Genomic DNA, 20,280 nt, shown 5'->3' with positions numbered 1-20,280 from the left:
TTATGTGCACTGTCGGAAGGACCGTCTTTTGAAACTCAACAGCATTCCACCGATCCAAACGCGCCGATTTGATATTGAGACGATCTACAACCATGGGTTTGGTCTAGCAAGGCCAGCCGACAAGGGGCCAGCATACCTCAGGCACGGAGGAAAAATGCTTAGGTTGTGCTGACTGAGAAGGTGTTCGATGAAGCATGGCCAGACCAGCATCGCGCCTGGGCCGTCGATGAGATGCTGAGCACCATCGTGAGCAGTTGCTTGCCGCGCTCGAAGATGAGCGCGTGGTTCGTAGATTTCGTAGGAAAGCTACGGTGTGACTACCGTTTTGACTGGGTGCTAGTAAGCCAAGTAGCGCGCGCCAAAAGCAGCTATAACCTCAAATCGCTATGTGTTGTTTCCTTGGATCAGGGGGGCTCACTGCAGCAGTCTCATCATTTTGAGAATCCGACATGGCGGTTGGATCTCCTTATTGTTGAGACTGCGGTTGCAGAAAAATCCGTTACTTAGCGCTTTAAATATCTGAGACTCAAGAATTCTTTGATTTCTGGCTCCGGCTTGCGTTCGCAGACATATTCGTCGTTGAACCAGACACTAGAGAAGCGATTGGCAAACCATATCTGACCGTCGCATTGGATTTCGCAACACGCATGCCAAGTGCAACTTAAGGGAGTTCTGTGCGACAGTTTTGACAACGGCGTCCGGTTTCTTGTCGATGGGCCGGACGCTCAGAGTAGCGCGTCCACCTCTGATCGATACGGCATCGCAGGGGCGGTTCCGGCGCGCGTGACCGAGATTCCGGCTGTCGCACAGCCGTACTGTACAGCACGCAGCGCAGTGTCTCCATTGGCCAGCATCGCGGCAAAAGCCCCGTTGAATGCGTCACCGGCGCCCGTTGTTTCGACCACCGGTCCTGCCTGCACGGCGGGCACCAGACCGTGCCCCGATAGATATGCGCCCTGTTCGCCCATGGTGATGATCGGCGTGCGCACACCTTTGGCGATCAACGCGGCACAGGCGGCTTCCGCCTCGACCTCGTTTGTGACTGCGATGCCCGTTAACACCTCGCATTCGGTCTCGTTCGGGGTGACGTAGTCACAGAGTGCCAGCATGCCCTCGGGCAGATCAGCGGCCGGGGCGGGGTTCAGAACGGTTATGACGCCAGTGGCGCGGGCCAGTTCGAGCCCGCGCATGGCCGCATCCATCGGCTGTTCCAGTTGCGTGACGAACACGTCCGCGCTGGCGATCAAGTCCTTGTGCGCCTCGACATCCGCCGGCGAGATCAGGGCAGCGGCCCCAGGGGATACGATGATGGCGTTGTCGCCTGTGCGTTCCTCGATGAAGATAAAGGCGGCTCCGGTGTAGCTGTCGCTGATCTGGCGCACATGCGGTGTGACGCCGGCCCGAGCCCAGGTGTCGAGCGCCAGTTTACCGAAATCATCCTGCCCGAGATTGGTCACGAAGTGCGTGTCAGCACCGATGCGGGCACAGGCCACGGCCTGGTTTGATCCCTTTCCACCCGGCCCCAATGCAAAGGCATTGCCCATGACTGTTTCGCCCATAACTGGCATACGGTCGGCGCGATAGGCGGTGTCAGCGACAAAGATACCCAATATGACAACGGTGCCCATGGTCAGCCCTCATCCGGGCCGACAACGCCCTTGCGCAAGGCAAAGCAGCCGTAGAACCGCCGCTCTCCGGTCTGGATGACGGCATAGGCTTGTTTTGCCCGCTCGTAGAATGCGTAGCGTTCGATCCCCAACAGTGTCGGGCCTTCAACGGCGCTGACTTCGGTCTGAACCTCCTCCATCACCGGCAGGATGGTGTCGGGTTCACCCACCACCTCGATTCGTGCGGTGGCATCGTCGACAAAGGTATCGATGGGGTAGATGGACAATACTGCGCGCACGACCTCCGCCGCCGGACGGTCTATGCGCAGGACCTCGCCCAGTACAGTCTCGCGGGCCACGCTGTCCGAGGGGAAATTTGTGTCGGCAATGATCAGGTCGTCACCGTGACCCATCGCACGTAGTGCATACAGCACGTCGGCGTTCAGGATCGGATCAATTCCTTTGAGCATGTGTGACTCCTTTTCTTGGGCAATCAGTTCATTTGGTTCGCGACAGCCTTGGCCATGGCCGCGCCGATCGCGGCAGGCGCACCGGCGCAGAGGTGGACGCCGTCCACCGGATCGACTTTGGCAACGTCATTCAGGTCGACGAATCCGGTTCCGTGTCGGATGGCGACGTTCTTCAGCAAGGCGGGCAGGGCCGTCGATTTGGACCTTGCACCTGCAGACGACTCTTTTAGGACACCAACCTCCTGTACGACGACCGGCGCGGCCAACAGGACGCCGGGCGCGTGGGAGTTGGGGCCGCTATCGGACCCGAGGATCTCTGTCACCAACCGTTGCAGGCCAAGGGCGATGTCATGCGCCGACAGACCGAAGCGCGATTTGAGATCTTTGGTGCCCAGCAAAAGAATGACCAGAACGACAGGTCTGTGGCTTTCAAGAATGGCGTGGAGCGCGCGCGCGCCGTTTTTGTGAATACCCTCGATCGGGTCATCCCAAACTGCCGTGCGCCCGGGATGTCCTTCCGGAATGATGTCCCAATCTTGCGGCAGCGAACGGGCCATCACACTTGGCCAACGGTCTGGTTTGTCGTGTCGACGTCGATCTGTCGTGGTGGTCATGCCAATCGTCCCATGCGTGTTGCTGTCACCAAAACAAAGGACAGTGCGTGGCGGCATGATCAGATGGCCAATCTTTGGCCGGTCGAACTATCAAAGACGTGCAGGCAGCTCGGATCCGGCGCCAAATGAACGGTCTGTCCGGGCTCGAACGCGTGGCGTTCGCGAAAGACTGCGGTGACATCCTGACCCTCGAAATTCAGAAAAACCATGGTCTCGGAGCCAGTGGGTTCAACCACTTTGACCTGCATGGCCAATCCCTTGTCGGCCAGAACAAGGTGTTCGGGCCGTACACCCAGACGCACTTTCCCCGCGCCTGACGGCCCGGCAAATGCTTGATCGGCGATCCTGATCTGCTTGTCAGACAGATCAGCATTCAAAAGGTTCATGGACGGCGCGCCGATGAACGTCGCCACGAACTCATTTGTCGGGTTGTCATAAAGTTCAAGCGGTGTGCCGACCTGTTCGATGTTGCCGCCTTGCATGACGACGATACGGTCGGCCAGTGTCATCGCCTCGATCTGGTCGTGGGTGACGAAGATTGTCGTGGTCTTGAGCCGCTGGTGCAGCTCCTTGATTTCCGTCCGCATCTGGATGCGCAGTTTGGCATCGAGGTTGGACAAGGGTTCATCAAACAGGAACACTTGCGGGTCGCGCACAATGGCACGGCCCATCGCCACACGTTGCCGCTGCCCACCGGAGAGGTGGCGGGGCTTGCGGTCGAGATATTCGGTGAGGCTGAGGATTTCGGCGGCTTCTTTGACCCGGCGGGCAATCTCTGCCCGGTCAACTTTGGACACTTTCAGCGCGAAACCCATGTTTTCAGCGACGGATTTGTGCGGGTACAGCGCATAGGTCTGGAACACCATGGCGATGTCCCGTTCCGCGGGCGGCAGGTTGTTCACGACACGATCACCGATGGCGATGGTGCCGCCGTTGATCGGCTCAAGCCCGGCGATCATGCGCAAGAGCGTCGACTTCCCGCATCCCGACGGGCCCACAAGGGCCACGAATTCCCCGTCGCCGATGTCCACGTTGACGCCGTGGATAACCTCTACGGCACCGTATGATTTTCGGATGTCCTGAATCTTGACGCCTGCCATGCACGGCTTCCCTCCACTTAGAAATCGGATGCTAGTGAAAGGGGTTTTTGTTGTCTACGTGCACGGGTCAGCTTTTGTTGACTTAACGTAAATCTCACGCATAGTGAGAGTTCCTCGGGGGAGTACGAGGCGCTATCACCTAGAAAAAATAACAAAAAATGCGCCCCACCATCTGCCCAAGGATGATTTGTATCACGAGATCCAGGGAGGATGGATATGAAGACCGGATTGTACAATTACATTAGAGCGGCGCAGAAAATGAACCGTCGGCAGATGCTGAAAGGCACCGCCGCGATGGGTGTTGCAGCAATGATGCCCAAAGGCGCGGCCATGGCCGACGGACACGGAAACGTCCGTGCCGAAATCCTGAAAATCCCCGGAGTCGGGGCTGGATCGCCCACCGACAGCGATTGGCAAAAAGTTGGTGAAATGTGCCTTGGGGCGACCAAGGAGAACGTGGCCGAAGGCGAGTTCGAAGGCGTCGAACTGACGTTCATGGGTCTGAACAACCAGAACCTGCACAACTTCCTGTTCCGTGGATTCCTGAAGCCATGGGAGGCCTACACCGGCGCCAAGATCAACTGGATCGACCTGGCGCAAGCCGACTACAACGCCCGCCTGCAACAGTCGATTGCCACCGGCACCGTGGACTTTGACATCATCGAAATGGGTGCGCCTTTCGAAGGCGACGTGTTGGGCAAGGGCCTCGCCTCCGAGATGCCCGACTGGGTCAAGGAGCAGATCGACATGGACGACTATGTCGACTACCTCAAAGCGCCCGTCGGCACATGGGATGGCAAGACCTACCGTGTTTCCATCGACGGCGATTGCCACAGCTTTGCATACCGTAAGGACTATTTTGGACCCGACGGTATTGGCGGCGCCGAGGTACCTACCACCTGGCAAGAGATCAACCAGGTCTCCAAGGACCTTGTTGGCAAAGAAGACCCGCTGACCGGTCTGCCCGCACACGGCTATCTTGATCCGTTGAAGGGCTGGGGCGGCTTTGGCTTCTACTTCCTGGAAAACCGTGCTGCTGCTTATGCGAAACACCCGAATTCGCCCGCGTGGCTCTTTGACCCCGAGACCATGGCGCCCATGGTCAACAACCCTGCATGGGTGCAAGCCATTCAGGACGTGATGGACCTGATTGAAGCGGGCGCTTACCCAGCAGACCAGATCAATGCGGACCCCGGCACGACGGCCTTCCAGCAATTCCTTGCAGGGACGGGGTCCATGCTGATGTGGTGGGGCGATGTGGGGTCTTCGGCCCGTACGTCGGACACGTCCGTTGTAGGCGATGTGGTTGGCTTTGGCATCAACCCGGCCTCGGACCGAGTCTACAACGCACAGTCCGGCGCATGGGAAGACACTCGCAACGAAGCGCCCAATATGGCTTACATCGGGTGGGGTGTTTATGTAATGGCCACAGTCGAAGGCGACGAGAAAAAGAAGAAAGCAGCCTGGTCCGCGGCAGCCCATTTGGGTGGCAAGGACCTATCGCTTTGGGCGTCGGCCTATCCGTCGGGTTTCCAGCCCTACCGCAACTCGCACTTCCAATTCGAAGAGTGGGAAGAGGCAGGCTACGACCGCGCGTTCATCGAGGATTACCTTGGCTCGAACGCCGACAGTTACAACCATCCCAACGCAGCTATCGAACCCCGCATCCCCGGCATCTTCCAATACTACTCGGTTGCCGAGGACGAATTGGCCAAGGGCTATGCGGGGCAGTATGGATCGGCGCAGGAAACGGCTGATGCCATTGCTGCGGCCTGGGAAGAGATCACCGATCAGATCGGGCGGGACAGCCAGATCGCGGTGTATCGGGCATCCCTGGGCCTCTGATACTGGGGAACATCAAGTTTGGGCGGCGCAACAGCGTCGCCCAATTCACGGACAGTACAGGCCACTTATTGCATTATGAGCGCTGAAGGCGACCTTCTTCACACAGTGACCGCTGACGACATTTCCGAAATGCGAAAGCGCTTGGGAAAAAGCATAGTCTGGGGTGCGGGACTGCTGTGCGTCGGCCTTGCCGCATGGCAAATGGCGTTCGAGATGGACCGCGTTGGCCAAGGTTTCGGAAATTGGCGCCCAGTGCTGTACGCGTACATGCTTTGGGCGACGGCGCTCTGCGTATCGCAGGTCATGATTCGGGGAGAAGCGGGCAAGCGGACGCTGTTTGTTTTGCCTGCCGCGTTGTTCGTGATCAGCCTTGTTGTCTTTCCATTGCTTTTTGCGCTCTACATCTCCTTCACGGACTGGAACCTGGCGTCCGTTGATGGCCCAAAGCCCAATGGCTGGGCGAACATGGTGCAGATGTGGAACGACCAGTTCTACTGGAACGCATTGAAAAACATGGTTTACTACGTCCTGGCGGTCAGCGTGGAATACGTGATCGCCTTTGGCCTTGCGTTGCTGCTCAACGCGCAAATCCGGGCGCGCAAGTTCTTTCGTGTCGTCTTTCTGCTGCCCCTTATGCTGAGCCCGGTTGCGGTATCGTGGATGATTGGCAAGTCGATGTTGGAGGTGCGGTTCGGCCCCATCTCGAGGGTGGTGCGCGAGCTTGGGTTCGAGCCGAGTTTCTTTGGCAGCCCGGAGATTGCCCGCTTCATGATCATGGCGATGGACGCGTGGACCTTTATCCCGTTCATGATGATCATGCTGCTGGCTGGGCTTCAGGCGCTACCGCGCGAGGTGATTGAAGCCTCGAAAGTGGACGGAGCATCCGGCTGGCAAAGTTTCAAAGAGGTGATCTTTCCCTTGATGTTGCCAGTGTCTGTCACGGCCATCGTTATCCGCGTCATCTTCAAGCTGAAGCTGGCAGATATCATCATCAACGTGACATCTGGCGGACCGGGCGGCGCCACTGACTCGGTCACCAGTTTTATTTTTCGTGAGTACCGTGACCGTTCGAACGTGGGATATGGCACGCTTCTGGCGATGGTGTACCTCGTGCTGATCATCATCTTTGTCACGCTGCTGCTCAAGCTGGTGAGCCGTTGGATGGAGCGCCCCGCATGACCAATGCTGCCGTTTTCAAGGATCACGACGCGGATCGCGTAGTCCGCATGAAATGGTGGACCAGCAGAGTGGCCATTTACACCGCGCTGATCGTCTGGGCCATCGTGTGCCTATTCCCGATCTACTGGACCATTACCACCTCATTCAAGCTGGCCCCGGACGTGATGCGGGGTAATATGGTGCCCTGGTGGGATTTCACCCCGCGCTGGAAGGGGTGGGAGTCGCTGGGCATCTCACCGCGGTTGATCGGAGAAGTATCGACCGTGCGGGAAGAGTTTCTGAAACGCTTCTGGAATAGTGCAATTGTTGCCACTTCAGCGTCGTTGCTTGCCGTCGTTCTGGGGTCGCTCGCTGCCTATGGTCTGTCCCGGTTCAATTACCGGTTCGGGTTCATGCGCAACTCGGACATCTCGTTCTTTTTCCTGAGCCAGATGATCCTGCCGCCCGTGGTTCTGGCCCTGCCGTTCCTAGTCCTTTACCGCTCACTTGACTTGCTCGACAGCCAGATTGGTCTGATCCTGCTGTACACTCTGATGGTGCTGCCAATCGTGATCTGGATCATGCGTGACCAGTTCCAGGGCATTCCGGTTGAGCTAGAAGAGGCCGCTCTGGTCGATGGTTTGGGCATCTGGGGCGCCTTCATCCAGATTGTTTTGCCGATCGCGCTTCCTGGCATGGTCGCCGCATTCATCCTGAGCCTCGTGCTGTGCTGGAACGAATACTTCTTTGCCGCTCTGCTGAGTTCGACCAATGCCACAACTCTGCCCGTCATGGTGGCCAGTCAGACCGGATCGCAAGGGATCAACTGGTGGTCCATGGCGGCGCTGTCTTCGGCTGCGATCCTGCCACTGATTATCGTCGCCATCTTTCTCGAGAAATACATTATCAAGGGCATGGCGGCAGGAGCGGTGAAGTAGTCACGGAGTAGATGCCTGCTCTCGCATCATCTGCGACTTTCAAACTCGTCCAGTCCGTCACTGCGACGAGGCGCATATGTTGTCAGTCCGCATCATTTGAATTACTAGCCCCAAATTCGCGGATGGAAGCCAATTTGACACACGACATCACCTTTGCACGCTTGTCCGAAGTTGAACCAACCGAGATTGCGGCCCACATGTCTGACTCACGGATGGCGGAGCACATGCCGCTTTTGTCCGTGAAATGGGACGCCGAGATTGCGGCAAAATTCGTCGCTAAAAAAGAACAGTGTTGGGTGCGTGATGGCCTTGGGCACTGGGCATTCCTATCGGACGACCAGTATGTCGGATGGGGCGGTTTTCAGAAGGAAGGTGACGAGTGGGATTTCGGCTTGGTCTTGCGGCCTGACGCCTTTGGCCTTGGGGCTTGCATCTCAAGAAAAGCAATTGAATTTGCCATGGCGGACGACCGCATCCCTTACGTCACATTCCTCTTACCACCTTCCCGCAAGAAGCTGGGCGCGCTCAAAAGACTTGGCGCAAAGCACGTCGGCGAGATCGACTACGACGGTGCAATCTTTCTAAAGTATCGCCTCGAGACTGTATGACAGCTTTGTCCGCATCGTCGGCCTTCACCCCAACTCCCGCGCAATGTCTTTCGTCTGCGCATAGAGCCTGCGAAAGAGAGTGTACGCCGTGTCGTATTCCGCTCGTGGGGATGCCGGGATCATATGTAGCGCGGGGTTCCATTTTGCAATGTCGTTCCGCTCGACAGCCCCAATCGCTAGGGCGGCGAGGAACGCGTCGCCATAGCTGGCTCCCACCGTCTTTTCGCATACGATCTGATCAATGCCGGTGATGTCGGATGTAGCTTGCAGCCAAAGCGCATTTTTTGTGCCTCCGCCAACGGCGAGCAAACGAGTTGGTGACTGGCCCAGTTCGGCGAACGTGTCGGTGACGTGCCGCGTGCCGTGAGCGATCCCTTCGATCAAGGCGCGGTATATGTCGCCCCGTGTGTGGGTCAGGTTCAGGCCAAACAGGGCACCCTTGGCGTTGATGTCATGGATGGGTGTGCGTTCGCCCGAGAAATACGGCAGCATCAGCAGGCCATTGGCACCCGGGGGGGATCCTGCGGCCTCTTCAGCCAAGATGGGAAAAGCCTCTGCCACATCCAGATCACGGGCGACCTGGTCCCGGAACCAATGGGTCAGCGTGCCCGACGTGGCCAGCCCCGCCATAGAGGCGTGCTCCCCCTCAAAGAGCCAGGGAGCGTACCAGATGCGCGGATCGGCGGCGCGCGTTTGCGTGCGCAGAATGATAAAGATGGTCGAGCCATACATCATCATCATATCGCCGGGGTGATCCACCCCGACAGACAGCGCCTCGGCTGCGGCGTCGATCGTTCCGGCGGTCACCGGCGTCCCTGCGGCAAGGCCGGTTTCGGCTGCTGCGGCTGGTGTGATATGACCCGCAATCTCGTTTGACCAAAGTAAGCGGGGCAGCTTGGTCAGGGGCAGAATATCGTCTGCCAGATCGTCAGTCCATGACTGCGTTGTGACGTCGTAAAGAGGAGAGAAATTTGCGGCCGTATAGTGGTCGATGACCACTTCGCCCGTGAGGCGCTGCACCAGAAAGCTGGTTGAGGTCAGGATATGTGCCGTCTCGGCATAGATCTCGGGGCGGTGTTGCTTAAGCCACAGGATCTTAGGGCCCACCGATTGCGACGTCAGCGCGTTGCCGCAGCGGGCGATGATGGTATCTTCGCCGATCCGGTCCGTCAGTTCGTTCACTTCGGCTTCTGCCCGTCCATCCACGCCGTAGAGCACCCCGTTCATCAAGGGCGTCCCGGTTGCATCTACCGGCAGCATGCAGGGACCGATCGCGCTACAGGCGACCGCCTTGATGTCCGCCGGGTCGATACCGCTGTCTTTCACTAGGGTCTGGCTGACATGGGCGAAATCGCCCCACCAATCCTCTTCGGGGCGATGTTCGGCCCAGCCGGGTCGGGGAACGAGCATCTGGTGGCCGCGTGCCGCCTGTCCGTGGACCGTTCCGGTTTCGTCAACGAGGACCCCTTTGGTTTCGTAGGTGCCGATGTCGATGCCAAGCGTGTACGCCATCAGGTGTAATCATCCCTGTCGAGTGAAAAGTCGGGGCCGATACGGGACAGGGCAGCGCTGACAAGCTGGGTCAGCCCGATCAGATCACCCAGATCGCAGACCTCGCGCGCCGAATGGGAGTAGCGCATTGGAAACCCGACATCGATCGAGGCGACGCCCTGTCCGACCAGTTGCACATAAGAGAGGTCCGTGAGCACCCCGACCTGTGCGCTGCGTTGCAGGGGGATGGTTTCGGACCGCGCCGTCCGTTCGAATAGATCGACCATTGCCGGGTGCGGGATCACACCGTTGAGCGTTCCGCGACCGTGAAAGGAATAAAGATTGATGCCCGGCCCGGCGCCGAGAGAGATGTCGCCGTGCCCCTCCATACCGGGCGTATCCGCTGCCAGCATCAGGTCGACTTGAATGGCGATGTCAGGTTGCAGTGTCTGGGCGAGGGGCAGCGCGCCGCGCAGGTTGAATTCCTCCTGCACTGTGAATGCCAGATGTACCGGAGGACCCGCGGGCCGATCTTTCAACTGGCGGGCGATCTCTAGCAACACAGCACAGCCCGCCCGGTCATCGACACTTGTTCCCATAATGCGGTCGTCCGCCAGTTGCCCGGCATGCGGTGCGTAGACCGCAGGCGTGCCGATACGAATGCCGGCCGCTTCGGCTTCGGTATCCGATGACATCCCGACATCAACAAAGAGCTCGCGATATGGGGTCACGGTGAACTTTTCGTCAGGTCCTGTCGCGTGGTGGCTTTTGTTGGCAATGACACCTGGCACATCGCGGCCTTCGCCGACACAGATCAACACCTCTTGCGCGGCAAGCGCGCGCTCTGGCACGCCGCCCAGACGCTCGATCCTGAGTAGCCCGTCCGTTTCGATCTTGCGCACCACAAACCCGAGCTGGTCCATGTGAGTGAACAGCATAACCGCAGGTCCCTGGCCGGGAAACTGCGCAACCAGATTGCCCAGGGGGTCGGATCGACTTTGTACCCCGATCTCGACCAAACGTGCCTGGATGGCGCGGCGCACACGGTCTTCGTGGCCGGAAAGGCCCGGCACCAGCATCAAGTCCATCAGATCTTGTTTGAGACGCTCTTTCATCCGCGTACCTGTCGCACGCGATCCATGAAGGTCTCTGCGCGGTCGGGGTCGATGGGGTTCCAGGTGTGCCCATCGACTTTCAGCGATGACCCAACGATGCAACCATCTGCAATGGCCAAGACATCCGCTACAGTATCGTGCTTGACTCCGGTATTGGCCAACACCGCCACGTCGGGCACGACAGCTTTCACCGCTTCCAGGTCTGACATCTTAGCGGCTTCACCTGTGATTTGGCCCGAGACCAGGACGGCATCCGGGACCGAAGAAAACACCGCGCTGCGCGCCCGGTTGGGCAACGAGCGTTGGTCCAAGGAATAGGCAAACTCGGCTGATACATTGTAAAGCATGGCCATGTCCGGTCGTCCCAACCGATCACGGTAGCGCATGGCCTTGCCCGCGTCCGGCGTCCAAGCGCCCATGTCCGAGGCATAGGTGCCCGTAAATATCTCGCGCACGAAATCTGCGCCGGTTGCCACGCCCAGTGCGATCGTTGCGATGGGATCCCAAAGCATGTTGACGCCAAAGGGGACTTTGATCTCTGGCTTCAACTGACCGATCAGGTGCGCCATCGCAGCGGTCGAAGCGGTATCGACCTGAAACTCGTAAGGGCGATCATTTTCGTTGCCGAACATCACGGCATCAAAGCCTGCATCCTGCAGCGCCGTAAGATCGGCACGGGCAGCGGCCAATAGATCAAGGGATGGATCGTGAAGCGGTGCACCTGGCAACGCACCGATATGAACCATCCCGATGACCGGCTTGGTCGCGCCGAACACCCGGGTAAAATTCTCCGCCATCCACAATCCTCCCCCGTCGACTTTAGGAACAGCGGGCTGTTCAGGCAAAAAGAAACTGCGCTAAGGTCAGAATGGCAGGATGGGGAGATGGTCATGGATCTGAAGACGCGACATTGGGACCGCATGAACAACGGGGGTCTGACGTTTACCGAACTGGGGTTCGGGACTGCGCCGCTGGGCAATCTGTACAAGGCGATCAGCGACGATGACGCGCGTGCGACCCTCGATGCTGCCTGGAACAATGGTGTGCGGTATTTTGACACCGCGCCGCTGTACGGGCTGGGGCTGTCCGAAACCCGACTGAACCCGTTTCTGCGTGGCAAACCGCGCAATGATTATGTGCTGTCGACCAAGGTCGGGCGGCTGATCAAACCTTGCGCGCCCGAATACCGGACAGGGGGTGGAAAATGGTTCGATGTTCCAATGCGGCGCGAGCACTATGACTATTCTTACGATGGTGTCATGCGCTCTTTCGAGCATTCGTTTTCGCGCCTTGGCGTAGATCGGATCGACATCCTTTATGTTCACGACCTTTGTATCTTTACCCATGGCTCCAAAGAGGCCTCGGACATGCGGATCGAAGAGTTCTTTGGCGGGCGCGGCTATGACGCGATGGTGTCGCTGCGCGATCAAGGGCTGATCACAGCGATCGGGGGCGGGATCAACGAGTGGGAAGTGTGCCAGACGCTGGCCGAGCGCGGGGATTTTGACCTCTTCCTGTTGGCGGGGCGCTATACGCTGCTTGAACAGACGGCGCTCGACAGTTTTCTGCCGCTTTGCGAGTCGCGCGGGATCGGGATTGTAACTGGCGGACCGTACAACTCCGGCATTCTCGCCACCGGCGCCTGCAAGGGGGCGTGGTACAACTACGATCCTGCGCCACAGGACGTCATCGACCGTGTGACCGCGATTGAACGGGTCTGCCAAGCCCATAACGTCCGGTTGGTCGATGCAGCGTTCCAGTTCCCGCTGTTGCACCCCGCGCATGTCACGGTCATCCCCGGCGGCCAGGGAGTTTCAGAAATGGAGAGCAATCTGGCAGCCGCATGCGCGGACATCCCGTCGGCGCTTTGGGCCGACTTGAAGTCCGAAGGCCTGATGCGCGAGGACGCGCCCACGTGAAGATCGATGCCCATCATCACCTTTGGCAACCAGCGCGCGGTGACTACGATTGGATGCCCAAGGACAATGCGACGCTGAACCGCGCCTATGCCCCTCGGGACCTCGCGCCGCATGTTGATCACCTGGGCATTGACGGCACTGTCATCGTGCAGGCTGCGGCCAGCGTGGAAGAAACCGAATACATGTTGGGCCTTGCCGACGCTACGCCTTGGATCAAGGGCGTGGTCGGCTGGATCAACTTTGAGGATCACAGCCATCTGCATCATTTGACACGGCTGGCATCACACCCGAAATTTTGTGGCGTGCGCCCGATGATCCAGGACATCCCGGATGTGAACTGGATGTTGCGAGAGGACGTGCAATGGGCCTACCGCGCGCTGATCGATCTGGACCTGACGTTTGACGCGCTTGGGTTTCCACAACACATTTCGAATTTCACGACTTTGGTGACACAGTATCCAGAGATGCGGGTTGTCTATGACCACTGCATGAAGCCTCAGATCCGTGACCAGCAAGCGGGCCGGGATGCTTTTGCCGAATGGGCGGATGGGATGACCAAGTTGGCCGACCGGACCGCCGCTTGTGTCAAGTTTTCGGCCCTCGTGACTGAAGCTGACGATGGGTGGGGGATTGAGGACATCCGCCCCTTTGCCCACCATATCCTAAAGGCATTCGGACCCGAGCGGGTGATGTGGGGATCGGACTGGCCCGTGTGTCGGTTACAAGCCGAGTATGATGCCTGGCACGACATCGCGCAGGAGCTGACCGCGCATTTGTCAAACGTTGACCGCGCTTGGATTTTTGGCGGAACAGCGGCGCGGTTCTACCAGTTGAGTTGATCCGCTTGGAACGTTTGGACTTTGTCCGGCGTGATGCTGTTGCGTTGATAAACCGGTTTCGAAACATGCAGCGCGGCTGCCGCTTGAGCAAACGCGATGGCGTCAGTCATGGATGTGCCAACCGCGGCTTGTGCCGCCAATGCGCCCACGAACATGTCACCTGCGCCATGGGTCGAGATCACATTGACCGCGTGGGCGGGGTAGGTGGTGCCATGGAACGAAACCCCACCTGCGCCTAACGTCCGTATCACACGCGTGTCTGACCTTGCTCCGGCGTAGAATTCGGCTTCGACCTGATTCACGATCAGCAGATCGATCGCGTCCGTCAGTGAGGGCGACAACGTCCGTGCGGGGGCTGCGTTGAGCCATGCCGGGACGCCCTGTTGCACCGCCTGCCGCGCCACGGCCAAGTTCACCGCTTCGGGAATTTCATTTTGGAGGAGCACCAGCTTCGTGCCGTCCGGGAGTGTGATGGCTTCGGGATCAATGCGCAGATTGGCCGCCGAGACGATGACGGCGCCATAGTCTCCATCGTCATTGACGATGGCAGCGCTCATGCCGCTGGCACCCCCGTCCACCTGGACCTGGTCGATATTGACACCGGCGGCCACTAGTGCGTCCCGGATCATGTCTCCGAAGCGGTCACTGCCAATGCGGCCGGCAAAATCCACATCGGCCCCCATGCGGGACGCGGCCACGGCCTGATTCCCACCTTTGCCGCCAAACACATAGGTCACGGCCGAGCCAGTCACCGTCTCGTCCAGCCGGGGCAAATCCGGTGCGCGCAGCACCACGTCAAGATGCAGCGAACCGGCAACAAAAACACTCACGGCAGCATCGCTGCATGCACAAGACGCATTGCCGTGGGTGCGTCTTGTTTTGCGATTGCGCGTTGCAGCTCTGAATCTGAGACAAGACGGGCGGCCACTCCGCGCAACCGCTCGACCACTTCGATATTCGTGCGGGCTTCGGCAACTGGATCCAGGCCGGAATGGTCGGGAAACGTGTCAAAGTAGATCGCACCATCATATCCCGCGCGCTCGAGTTCAACCAGCAACTCGACCGTCTGAATCGGGTGGACGGCACCAACCATCAGACCGTTGTCCCATTTTCCGTAGCCATCGTTCAGATGAACGCCCAGGATGCGTGAATACCGACCGACAAGAGCGGCAGCGTAGGCCGGCATTTCATCAGCATAAAGCACGTGCGCAAAGTCCAACGTAACGCCGGTGTTGGGTCTGTTCAGTTCGCTCAGTGCCAAAAGGGTCGTTGCCGCATCCGGCATCAAGGCAAAGGCCCGGGGCTCGTTGGGTTTGTATTCAAGTGCGATATCGATGGCGGGATTGTGGTCGGCCACTTCGGCCATGGCCTCAAGTGTTGCATCCCAGGCGCGTGCATAGTCCATTTGAAACGAATAATCGAACCCATCTTGCCCCATCCAGAGGGTCATCAGGGTGCCGCCCATCTTGCTGAGCGCATCCAAACCCCGCTTGGTTTCGTCGATCGCGGCCTGACGCACGGACGCATCTGGGTTGGTAAAGGCGCCCAGCTTGTAACGGTGGTCGGTGTAGTACCGCATGGCGACACCGTTCAATACCATCCCGTTATCCTGCAGTGCCAGGCTGAGCTCCGCAGGTGTGTCATCTACAAAGTGATCTGGGAAATTCAGGTCAGCGGCCGTCAAGCCCGCGGTGGCTGCGCGTGAAAGCAGGTCGGCCGTGGTCACGGTGTTTTTCTGGTGCCAATAGTCGTTGGCCCCGATCTTGAAAGCGTTCAGGCGTGCGGCGTATCTCGGCGAGTGACTTTGATTTTTCATACGGACAAGGATACGGTGTCCTGCGTTGAAATCACAATACGGGCAGCGGGATGGCGAGTTCGTTTGGTCCATGCTCTGTAAAGGCGCATTTGCGTCTGCATGTGGCACTTCGAAACAGCGAACTTGCATCTGTTGATCAGCGCAGCAACGCAGAATTCGTTTCGGCGTGCTTATACATCTGACCAAGTTCAGGATCGACAGGGTGAAAATCATGCCAGAAACGCCGGAACCTGCGACAACAGCACGGTGACCTAAGCCAATCGTCGCCACGACAGCCGATGCCGCGACAGACCCAACCGCAGGAATTGTCTGCAGCAGCTGCGCCTGCCGGCAAAGGCGAGCGCTAGATTCGCATCGTGATCTCGTACCAGCCAAGCCGGTTGTGCAGGTCGATCAGTTGCCGGCTGAGAACGCGCAGAATATCCTCGGCAAGTTCGGGGAGTTTGACATGTCGTCCTTCGATGATCCCATTGGGACGAAACGAATGCCGAAACCTGACTTTGGCGCAGCCGCAGCAAACAGCAGCGAAGTCCCGCAATCCATAAGTTGGACTAACCCAAGATTTTGCAAGCGCGGCGAAGGTCTGCAAGGCAGGCTACAGCCACAGCATCTGAAACGTCAGCTGGACGGTGGCTTTAGGTCGGACTTGCGACTGCGAAGCCAGAAGCAGAAGCAGAAGCAGAAGCAGAAGCAGAAGCAGAAAATGACTATCGGGGCAGGGGGCTTCAACTTATCAAAGAAACGGTATCTCCAAACAAACTGACAAAGACACTCAGAGCTCTGATTGAGCAGACACGCTAAATTGAGAATGACAGCAAGCTCCTAATAATTGTGAAGCCGCTCTACAGGAGAGTTTCCGATCCAGCATTGCTGATTGAAGTAATCTCATCATGTTGTCTGTCCAGACACAGACATCGTTGTTTTAGAATAAGTACGGACTGCAGGGCGCTGTAAAAAAAGAAAAGTCCAAAGCAGAGTAGGCGTATCAGATTGGAGACACTACATGAGAAAGCTGCTTCTACGGGCCTCTCTAAAGAAGACTTTTGTGCACTTGAAGAACAGGCGGCTGCGAACGAGCGGAGCGTCGAAGCAGAAGCGCGAAATTTACTCGTGTCATGTTTCAAACCCAGCATGGGACGGGTTTTGGAACAATGCCCGCAGCAAAAAATCGGTGGCCTCGTTGACCAAGATGCTGATTTCAAACGCGATCCGGACGCCAATGCGGCATCAGAGTTGGACTAGGAATTCGCAAGCTTGCTTGGTCTTTGCCATAGGGTGATGGAGATTAAGACTGGGATCGTCGCGAGTGCTGGGTGTCGTAATTCATGCGCTTGGCGTGGAAGCTCGAAAATTCAGATTTTGCTATGTGATTGGTTTCTTTGGCTTGGGAGCCTCATGCATTCTGGCACATTCACAAAACGTATAATCAATATTATGTAAAAATCTTTAAGGGCCTCTAGCGCGTAACACCCCACGCCAGAAACTCAGAATGAACGCGTTTTGCTCAAACTTGACACTCAATGACGTATCACCTGCGCACGAACTGCTCAGCGCGCGACTTGGTGATCAATATATCAGCGGTGCATCCACATTTATGGGCCGTACAAGAAATAGGTACGTATGGAAGTTCGAACGTTTCGCCCAACGTCCCGATCGATCCTCCTACGCCACAGGTCGCGCGAAAAACTTGGCCGGATGCATTGATACGCAGAGATTCGAGTCCCGCGTTGCACCGGTAACCCTTGAGCCGGTTCAGATTGCGCAAAATGATTTCATTTGCACGCAGACGCTTCCGATTGCCGTCAGCGGTTCTTCCTGTCATCGTGGCTCTGGGCAACGTATCGGGATGTCCTGAGCCGCCCAGCAAACCAGCGTCCATGATCGCCATTTGTGCGTCGGAATACTCGTAGAGCTCGGTTGCAAAATCGACCCGGAGCGGTTTGAGCGATATTGTTGCGTCGGGAAACGCCCGGCGAAGTTCGAGGGCGTCTACATGGATTTTGCCAAATTCTGCAGGCTTCATGGTGATGTTGATGTGCATGGGTACATCGGGAACCAAAATCTCGCCAACGCCTTTGAAGTGATCAAAATCTACGAATTCGCTATGGTACGTCAGAATAACGGCGTTCAGGTGCGGTTTGATCTTAGTCCAGAACCGATGTGTCCGAGATGCATTGGAAATCAAACTTACTGAAAACCCACGTGCACTCGCCTCTTCCAGGATACGCACGATCTGAGGGTGCATGGTTGGCTCTCCCCCAGTGAATTGTAGCCAGACACGTCGATCGCGGTGTGTAACGTAGTGGATTTGAAGCCGGTCGTAAAAGTCGACCACGTCATCCGGGTTTTGCCACCGCACCGTGCCGTCATGTAGAGACTTTGGACAGTAAGAACAGGCATAGCTGCACGCATTTCCAAGCATCCAGTCAACAAGCACGGTCCGGGCATGAACTGCGTTTGTGTGCTCAAAAGATACGTAAGTCGCACCGTTGTCGTCCAAGTTAAACCCTCTGCCTTTGCAGCGCACAGTTTCGTACAACTTGACTCAAATCGGCGAAGGACCCAAGCTTTCACTGTTTTTATCCAAATCATTTAGAGGGCCGGTGTGATGATGACCGTAAGTCCAAGTGTGAAGTTGATTATCGCTTTCTGTGTGCGAGCAAGGTTTTGCCTCGCTCTTCTCTGCCTCACGGCAGGTCCTGCGTTGGCTGACGGTCGTTGGGCACTTGTTTTGGGTGTGGGCGAATATGAAAGCCGTGCAATACCTTCGCTCAGCAACGCTGTGAATGACTCTCGCGCTATTGCGGCATCGCTGAACGACATGGGCTTTGACGTCTATTATTTGGAGAACGCGACCAAGGCCAAAATTGAAGAGACTGTCGATCAGATTGGACGAGAGCATCAGGGCGCAGAGCTTGGCCTTTTCTACTTTGCCGGTCATGGGTTGCAAGTTGGTGGGAAGAACTATGCACTGCCTTCAGATCTGGTGCCGGCCGGGGCTGATTTTCTGCAGCGCAACGCGATATCCGTGAACGATCTGATCAAGACACTGAACGATTTTGACACACAGTCGCTGGTTGTCATCTTGGATGCGTGCCGCGACTCCCCTTTCCCAAACGAGGAAGCAATTGGCGTTGGCCTCGCGTTGTTTGATGCGCCTGACAACACTATCGTGGCGTATTCAACCGCACCTGGCGCAGTTGCATTTGACGGCGCATATGGCAACAGCCCTTACACTGCTGCGTTGGTGACGGCGCTCAAAAGTGCGGAAACTGAATTCCGAGACGTTTTAAGGCTGGTTCGCGCGCGGGTTCGGTTGGCCACAGGGGGCGCTCAAACCCCTTGGTATGTTGACAATTCCAAGGAGGCTATCACTCTGCGCCCACGGTTTGCGGAAGATGCCGAGGCATTGGCGCAGCTTGTGTCCGACCGCGATATAACGCTGTCGACCACCGCATGGTTGACCGTTGTGGACAGTGCGGATCCCAGAGATTTCGAGCAGTTTGCGTCGCTTTTCCCCGAGGACACATTGGCTGAAGTGGCTCAGCGGCAACTGACCCTTGTGAGCGCTGAAGGAACACCAAGTTTTCCGCTGCTGGATCTGCGTGTCAGAGACGCAGATGAGGATGTGCCCGGCGGGCTTCTGGTTCAGATTACAGCATGCGACATCCTCGCGACCGGGATTGGGGATCCTTTGGCCTTAGTCGAACCTGTACCTCATGACTTGGTCAATACGCGCGCGGCGATGCGGGCTTGTGTTGAGGCAGTTCGAGACGACGCTACGAATGCGAGGCTTCTTGGATTGCTGGCCCGGGTTCTTAATCTGGATGAACGGTTTGAAGAGTCGCTGCACTACTATGAACTTGCCGCAGCGCGTGGGAACCCGACGGCGTATACCGGCATCGCAACAGCCTATCGGCTGGGTATGGGAGTTGAACCAGACAACGAGAAAGCCTTTGAATCTGTTCAAGAGGCCGCGCTCCTGGGATCGGCCCCTGCCCGGCTGCTTTTGGGTGTCTACTACCGCGAAGGCTGGGGACGGCAACAGTCGTTCCCCGAGGCCAGACGTTGGATGAGGCTGTCCTTGGATGCGGGCTATGCACCAGCCTACGTCGCCTACGGTGGCACATATCGCAAGGGTCTTGGTGTGTCGAAGAGTGATGAAACCGCTCTGGAGTTCTACCGAACTGCAGCAACGCTTGGCAGCTCAGACGCTATGAACCTTATTGGAAGGGCTTACATGGCTGGCAAGGGCGTTCAGAGGGACACCAGAACCGGCATCCGTTGGCTAGCCAGAGCAAGCGAAGAAGGAAACCCCTTTGCGGCATTGGAACTCGGCAAGGCCTTTCAAAAGGGCAACGGAGTTGAGAAGGATCTCGAAAAGGCCCTTTCTTACTTCCGTTTGTCAGCGCAAAGAAACTTCGTAGGAGCCCACAATTACATCGGCAGTATCCTGCGCACCGGAACTCGGAACCGCCAACCCAATCTTCCCGAGGCCTATGCCAATTACATCATCGCACGGGACGGGGCGTTATTGCGGGACACACGTGACTCGATCAAACAGTTGAACGATGCTGAGGTGCGCATTGCGTCAATTATAGGCGAGATGTCGTCTCAGCAAATCGAGAGCGGAGAGCAGATGGCCGCTGACTGGATAGAGCAGTACGGTCTGCTTGACTTCAACCTTGTCAGCGAATGATCCAACACACGCCCATCGCACAGACCTGCCAGGACGAGGAGACCTGTCAGTTAGGCAACGT

At 57.5% G+C, this 20,280-nt stretch carries 18 protein-coding genes and 1 pseudogene; 8 read left to right on the top strand and 11 right to left on the bottom strand.

Going from position 1 to position 20,280, the window contains the following annotated elements; genetic code table 11:
- Window positions 1–725: 725 nt before the first annotated feature.
- From AC53L6_RS08995 to AC53L6_RS08980, 4 genes are read right to left on the bottom strand one after another with little or no spacing between them, the layout of a single operon-like run.
- Entirely contained in the window at window positions 726–1,628 is a 903-nt protein-coding gene (locus AC53L6_RS08995) for a ribokinase (protein WP_496907612.1), read from the bottom strand.
- Window positions 1,629–1,630: 2 nt separating this feature from the next.
- Window positions 1,631–2,077, bottom strand: coding sequence for an RbsD/FucU family protein (locus AC53L6_RS08990; RefSeq protein WP_496907611.1), 447 nt, complete (start codon window positions 2,075–2,077; stop codon window positions 1,631–1,633).
- Window positions 2,078–2,100: 23 nt separating this feature from the next.
- The gene (locus tag AC53L6_RS08985; RefSeq protein WP_496907610.1) at window positions 2,101–2,748 is read right to left on the bottom strand and encodes a GDSL-type esterase/lipase family protein; all 648 of its coding nucleotides are present in this window, start codon (window positions 2,746–2,748) and stop codon (window positions 2,101–2,103) included.
- A 2-nt stretch (window positions 2,749–2,750) separates the two neighbouring features.
- A complete protein-coding gene (locus AC53L6_RS08980; RefSeq protein WP_496907609.1) occupies window positions 2,751–3,791 on the bottom strand; it encodes an ABC transporter ATP-binding protein in 1,041 nt (346 codons plus the stop codon).
- A 216-nt stretch (window positions 3,792–4,007) separates the two neighbouring features.
- Here AC53L6_RS08980 and AC53L6_RS08975 point away from each other — a divergent pair, with 216 nt between their 5' ends.
- The 4 genes from AC53L6_RS08975 to AC53L6_RS08960 all read left to right on the top strand — a co-directional run bounded on the left by AC53L6_RS08975 (window position 4,008) and on the right by AC53L6_RS08960 (window position 8,340).
- A complete protein-coding gene (locus AC53L6_RS08975) occupies window positions 4,008–5,636 on the top strand; it encodes an extracellular solute-binding protein (RefSeq protein ID WP_496907608.1) in 1,629 nt (542 codons plus the stop codon).
- 141 nt (window positions 5,637–5,777) lie between these two features.
- Window positions 5,778–6,815, top strand: a complete 1,038-nt coding sequence (locus AC53L6_RS08970; protein WP_496907607.1) for a carbohydrate ABC transporter permease — start codon at window positions 5,778–5,780, stop codon at window positions 6,813–6,815.
- Complete coding sequence (locus tag AC53L6_RS08965) at window positions 6,812–7,732, top strand: carbohydrate ABC transporter permease (RefSeq protein WP_299596327.1); 921 nt, start codon at window positions 6,812–6,814, stop codon at window positions 7,730–7,732. Before AC53L6_RS08970 ends, AC53L6_RS08965 begins: the two co-directional genes overlap by 4 nt.
- A gap of 122 nt (window positions 7,733–7,854) precedes the next feature.
- Entirely contained in the window at window positions 7,855–8,340 is a 486-nt protein-coding gene (locus AC53L6_RS08960; RefSeq protein ID WP_299596325.1) for a GNAT family N-acetyltransferase, read from the top strand.
- Between the two features lie 24 nt (window positions 8,341–8,364).
- On the opposite strand, the gene AC53L6_RS08955 is transcribed toward AC53L6_RS08960, so the two are convergent.
- From AC53L6_RS08955 to AC53L6_RS08945, 3 genes are read right to left on the bottom strand one after another with little or no spacing between them, the layout of a single operon-like run.
- Window positions 8,365–9,852: an FGGY-family carbohydrate kinase gene (locus tag AC53L6_RS08955; protein ID WP_496907606.1), complete on the bottom strand. Its 1,488-nt coding sequence runs from the start codon at window positions 9,850–9,852 to the stop codon at window positions 8,365–8,367.
- Window positions 9,852–10,946, bottom strand: a complete 1,095-nt coding sequence (locus AC53L6_RS08950) for a M42 family metallopeptidase (RefSeq protein ID WP_496907605.1) — start codon at window positions 10,944–10,946, stop codon at window positions 9,852–9,854. The genes AC53L6_RS08955 and AC53L6_RS08950 overlap by 1 nt, the downstream gene beginning before the upstream one ends.
- Window positions 10,943–11,743: a BtpA/SgcQ family protein gene (locus AC53L6_RS08945; RefSeq protein WP_496907604.1), complete on the bottom strand. Its 801-nt coding sequence runs from the start codon at window positions 11,741–11,743 to the stop codon at window positions 10,943–10,945. Before AC53L6_RS08945 ends, AC53L6_RS08950 begins: the two co-directional genes overlap by 4 nt.
- A 93-nt stretch (window positions 11,744–11,836) precedes the next feature.
- Between AC53L6_RS08945 and AC53L6_RS08940 the strand changes: the two genes are divergently transcribed.
- Together AC53L6_RS08940 and AC53L6_RS08935 are read left to right on the top strand one after the other, a co-directional pair.
- Window positions 11,837–12,865 (top strand): aldo/keto reductase, encoded by a 1,029-nt coding sequence (locus AC53L6_RS08940; protein WP_496907603.1) that lies wholly within the window; start codon window positions 11,837–11,839, stop codon window positions 12,863–12,865.
- Window positions 12,862–13,704, top strand: a complete 843-nt coding sequence (locus tag AC53L6_RS08935) for an amidohydrolase family protein (protein ID WP_496907602.1) — start codon at window positions 12,862–12,864, stop codon at window positions 13,702–13,704. Before AC53L6_RS08940 ends, AC53L6_RS08935 begins: the two co-directional genes overlap by 4 nt.
- On the opposite strand, the gene AC53L6_RS08930 is transcribed toward AC53L6_RS08935, so the two are convergent.
- From AC53L6_RS08930 to AC53L6_RS08920, 3 genes and pseudogenes are all read right to left on the bottom strand, one after another.
- Window positions 13,689–14,534 (bottom strand): PfkB family carbohydrate kinase, encoded by an 846-nt coding sequence (locus AC53L6_RS08930; RefSeq protein ID WP_496907601.1) that lies wholly within the window; start codon window positions 14,532–14,534, stop codon window positions 13,689–13,691. The genes AC53L6_RS08935 and AC53L6_RS08930 overlap by 16 nt on opposite strands.
- A complete protein-coding gene (locus tag AC53L6_RS08925; RefSeq protein WP_496908068.1) occupies window positions 14,531–15,520 on the bottom strand; it encodes a sugar phosphate isomerase/epimerase family protein in 990 nt (329 codons plus the stop codon). Before AC53L6_RS08925 ends, AC53L6_RS08930 begins: the two co-directional genes overlap by 4 nt.
- Window positions 15,521–15,763: 243 nt before the next feature.
- Window positions 15,764–15,989 (bottom strand): annotated as a pseudogene (locus tag AC53L6_RS08920) (IS110 family transposase); the annotation flags it as partial.
- A 521-nt stretch (window positions 15,990–16,510) separates the two neighbouring features.
- Between AC53L6_RS08920 and AC53L6_RS08915 the strand changes: the two are divergent.
- Complete coding sequence (locus tag AC53L6_RS08915; RefSeq protein ID WP_496907600.1) at window positions 16,511–16,762, top strand: hypothetical protein; 252 nt, start codon at window positions 16,511–16,513, stop codon at window positions 16,760–16,762.
- Between the two features lie 286 nt (window positions 16,763–17,048).
- On the opposite strand, the gene AC53L6_RS08910 is transcribed toward AC53L6_RS08915, so the two are convergent.
- Window positions 17,049–17,942 (bottom strand): radical SAM protein, encoded by an 894-nt coding sequence (locus AC53L6_RS08910; protein ID WP_496908067.1) that lies wholly within the window; start codon window positions 17,940–17,942, stop codon window positions 17,049–17,051.
- Window positions 17,943–18,224: 282 nt separating this feature from the next.
- On the opposite strand from AC53L6_RS08910, the gene AC53L6_RS08905 reads away from it, so the two are divergent.
- Window positions 18,225–20,219 carry a caspase family protein gene (locus tag AC53L6_RS08905; protein WP_496907599.1) on the top strand — a complete coding sequence of 665 codons (1,995 nt, stop codon included), beginning with the start codon at window positions 18,225–18,227 and terminating at the stop codon, window positions 20,217–20,219.
- Window positions 20,220–20,280 lie beyond the last annotated feature (61 nt).

It is taken from the genome of Tateyamaria sp. LSS28, assembly GCF_059611725.1.
This window is presented reverse-complemented; position numbering and strand designations above follow the sequence as displayed.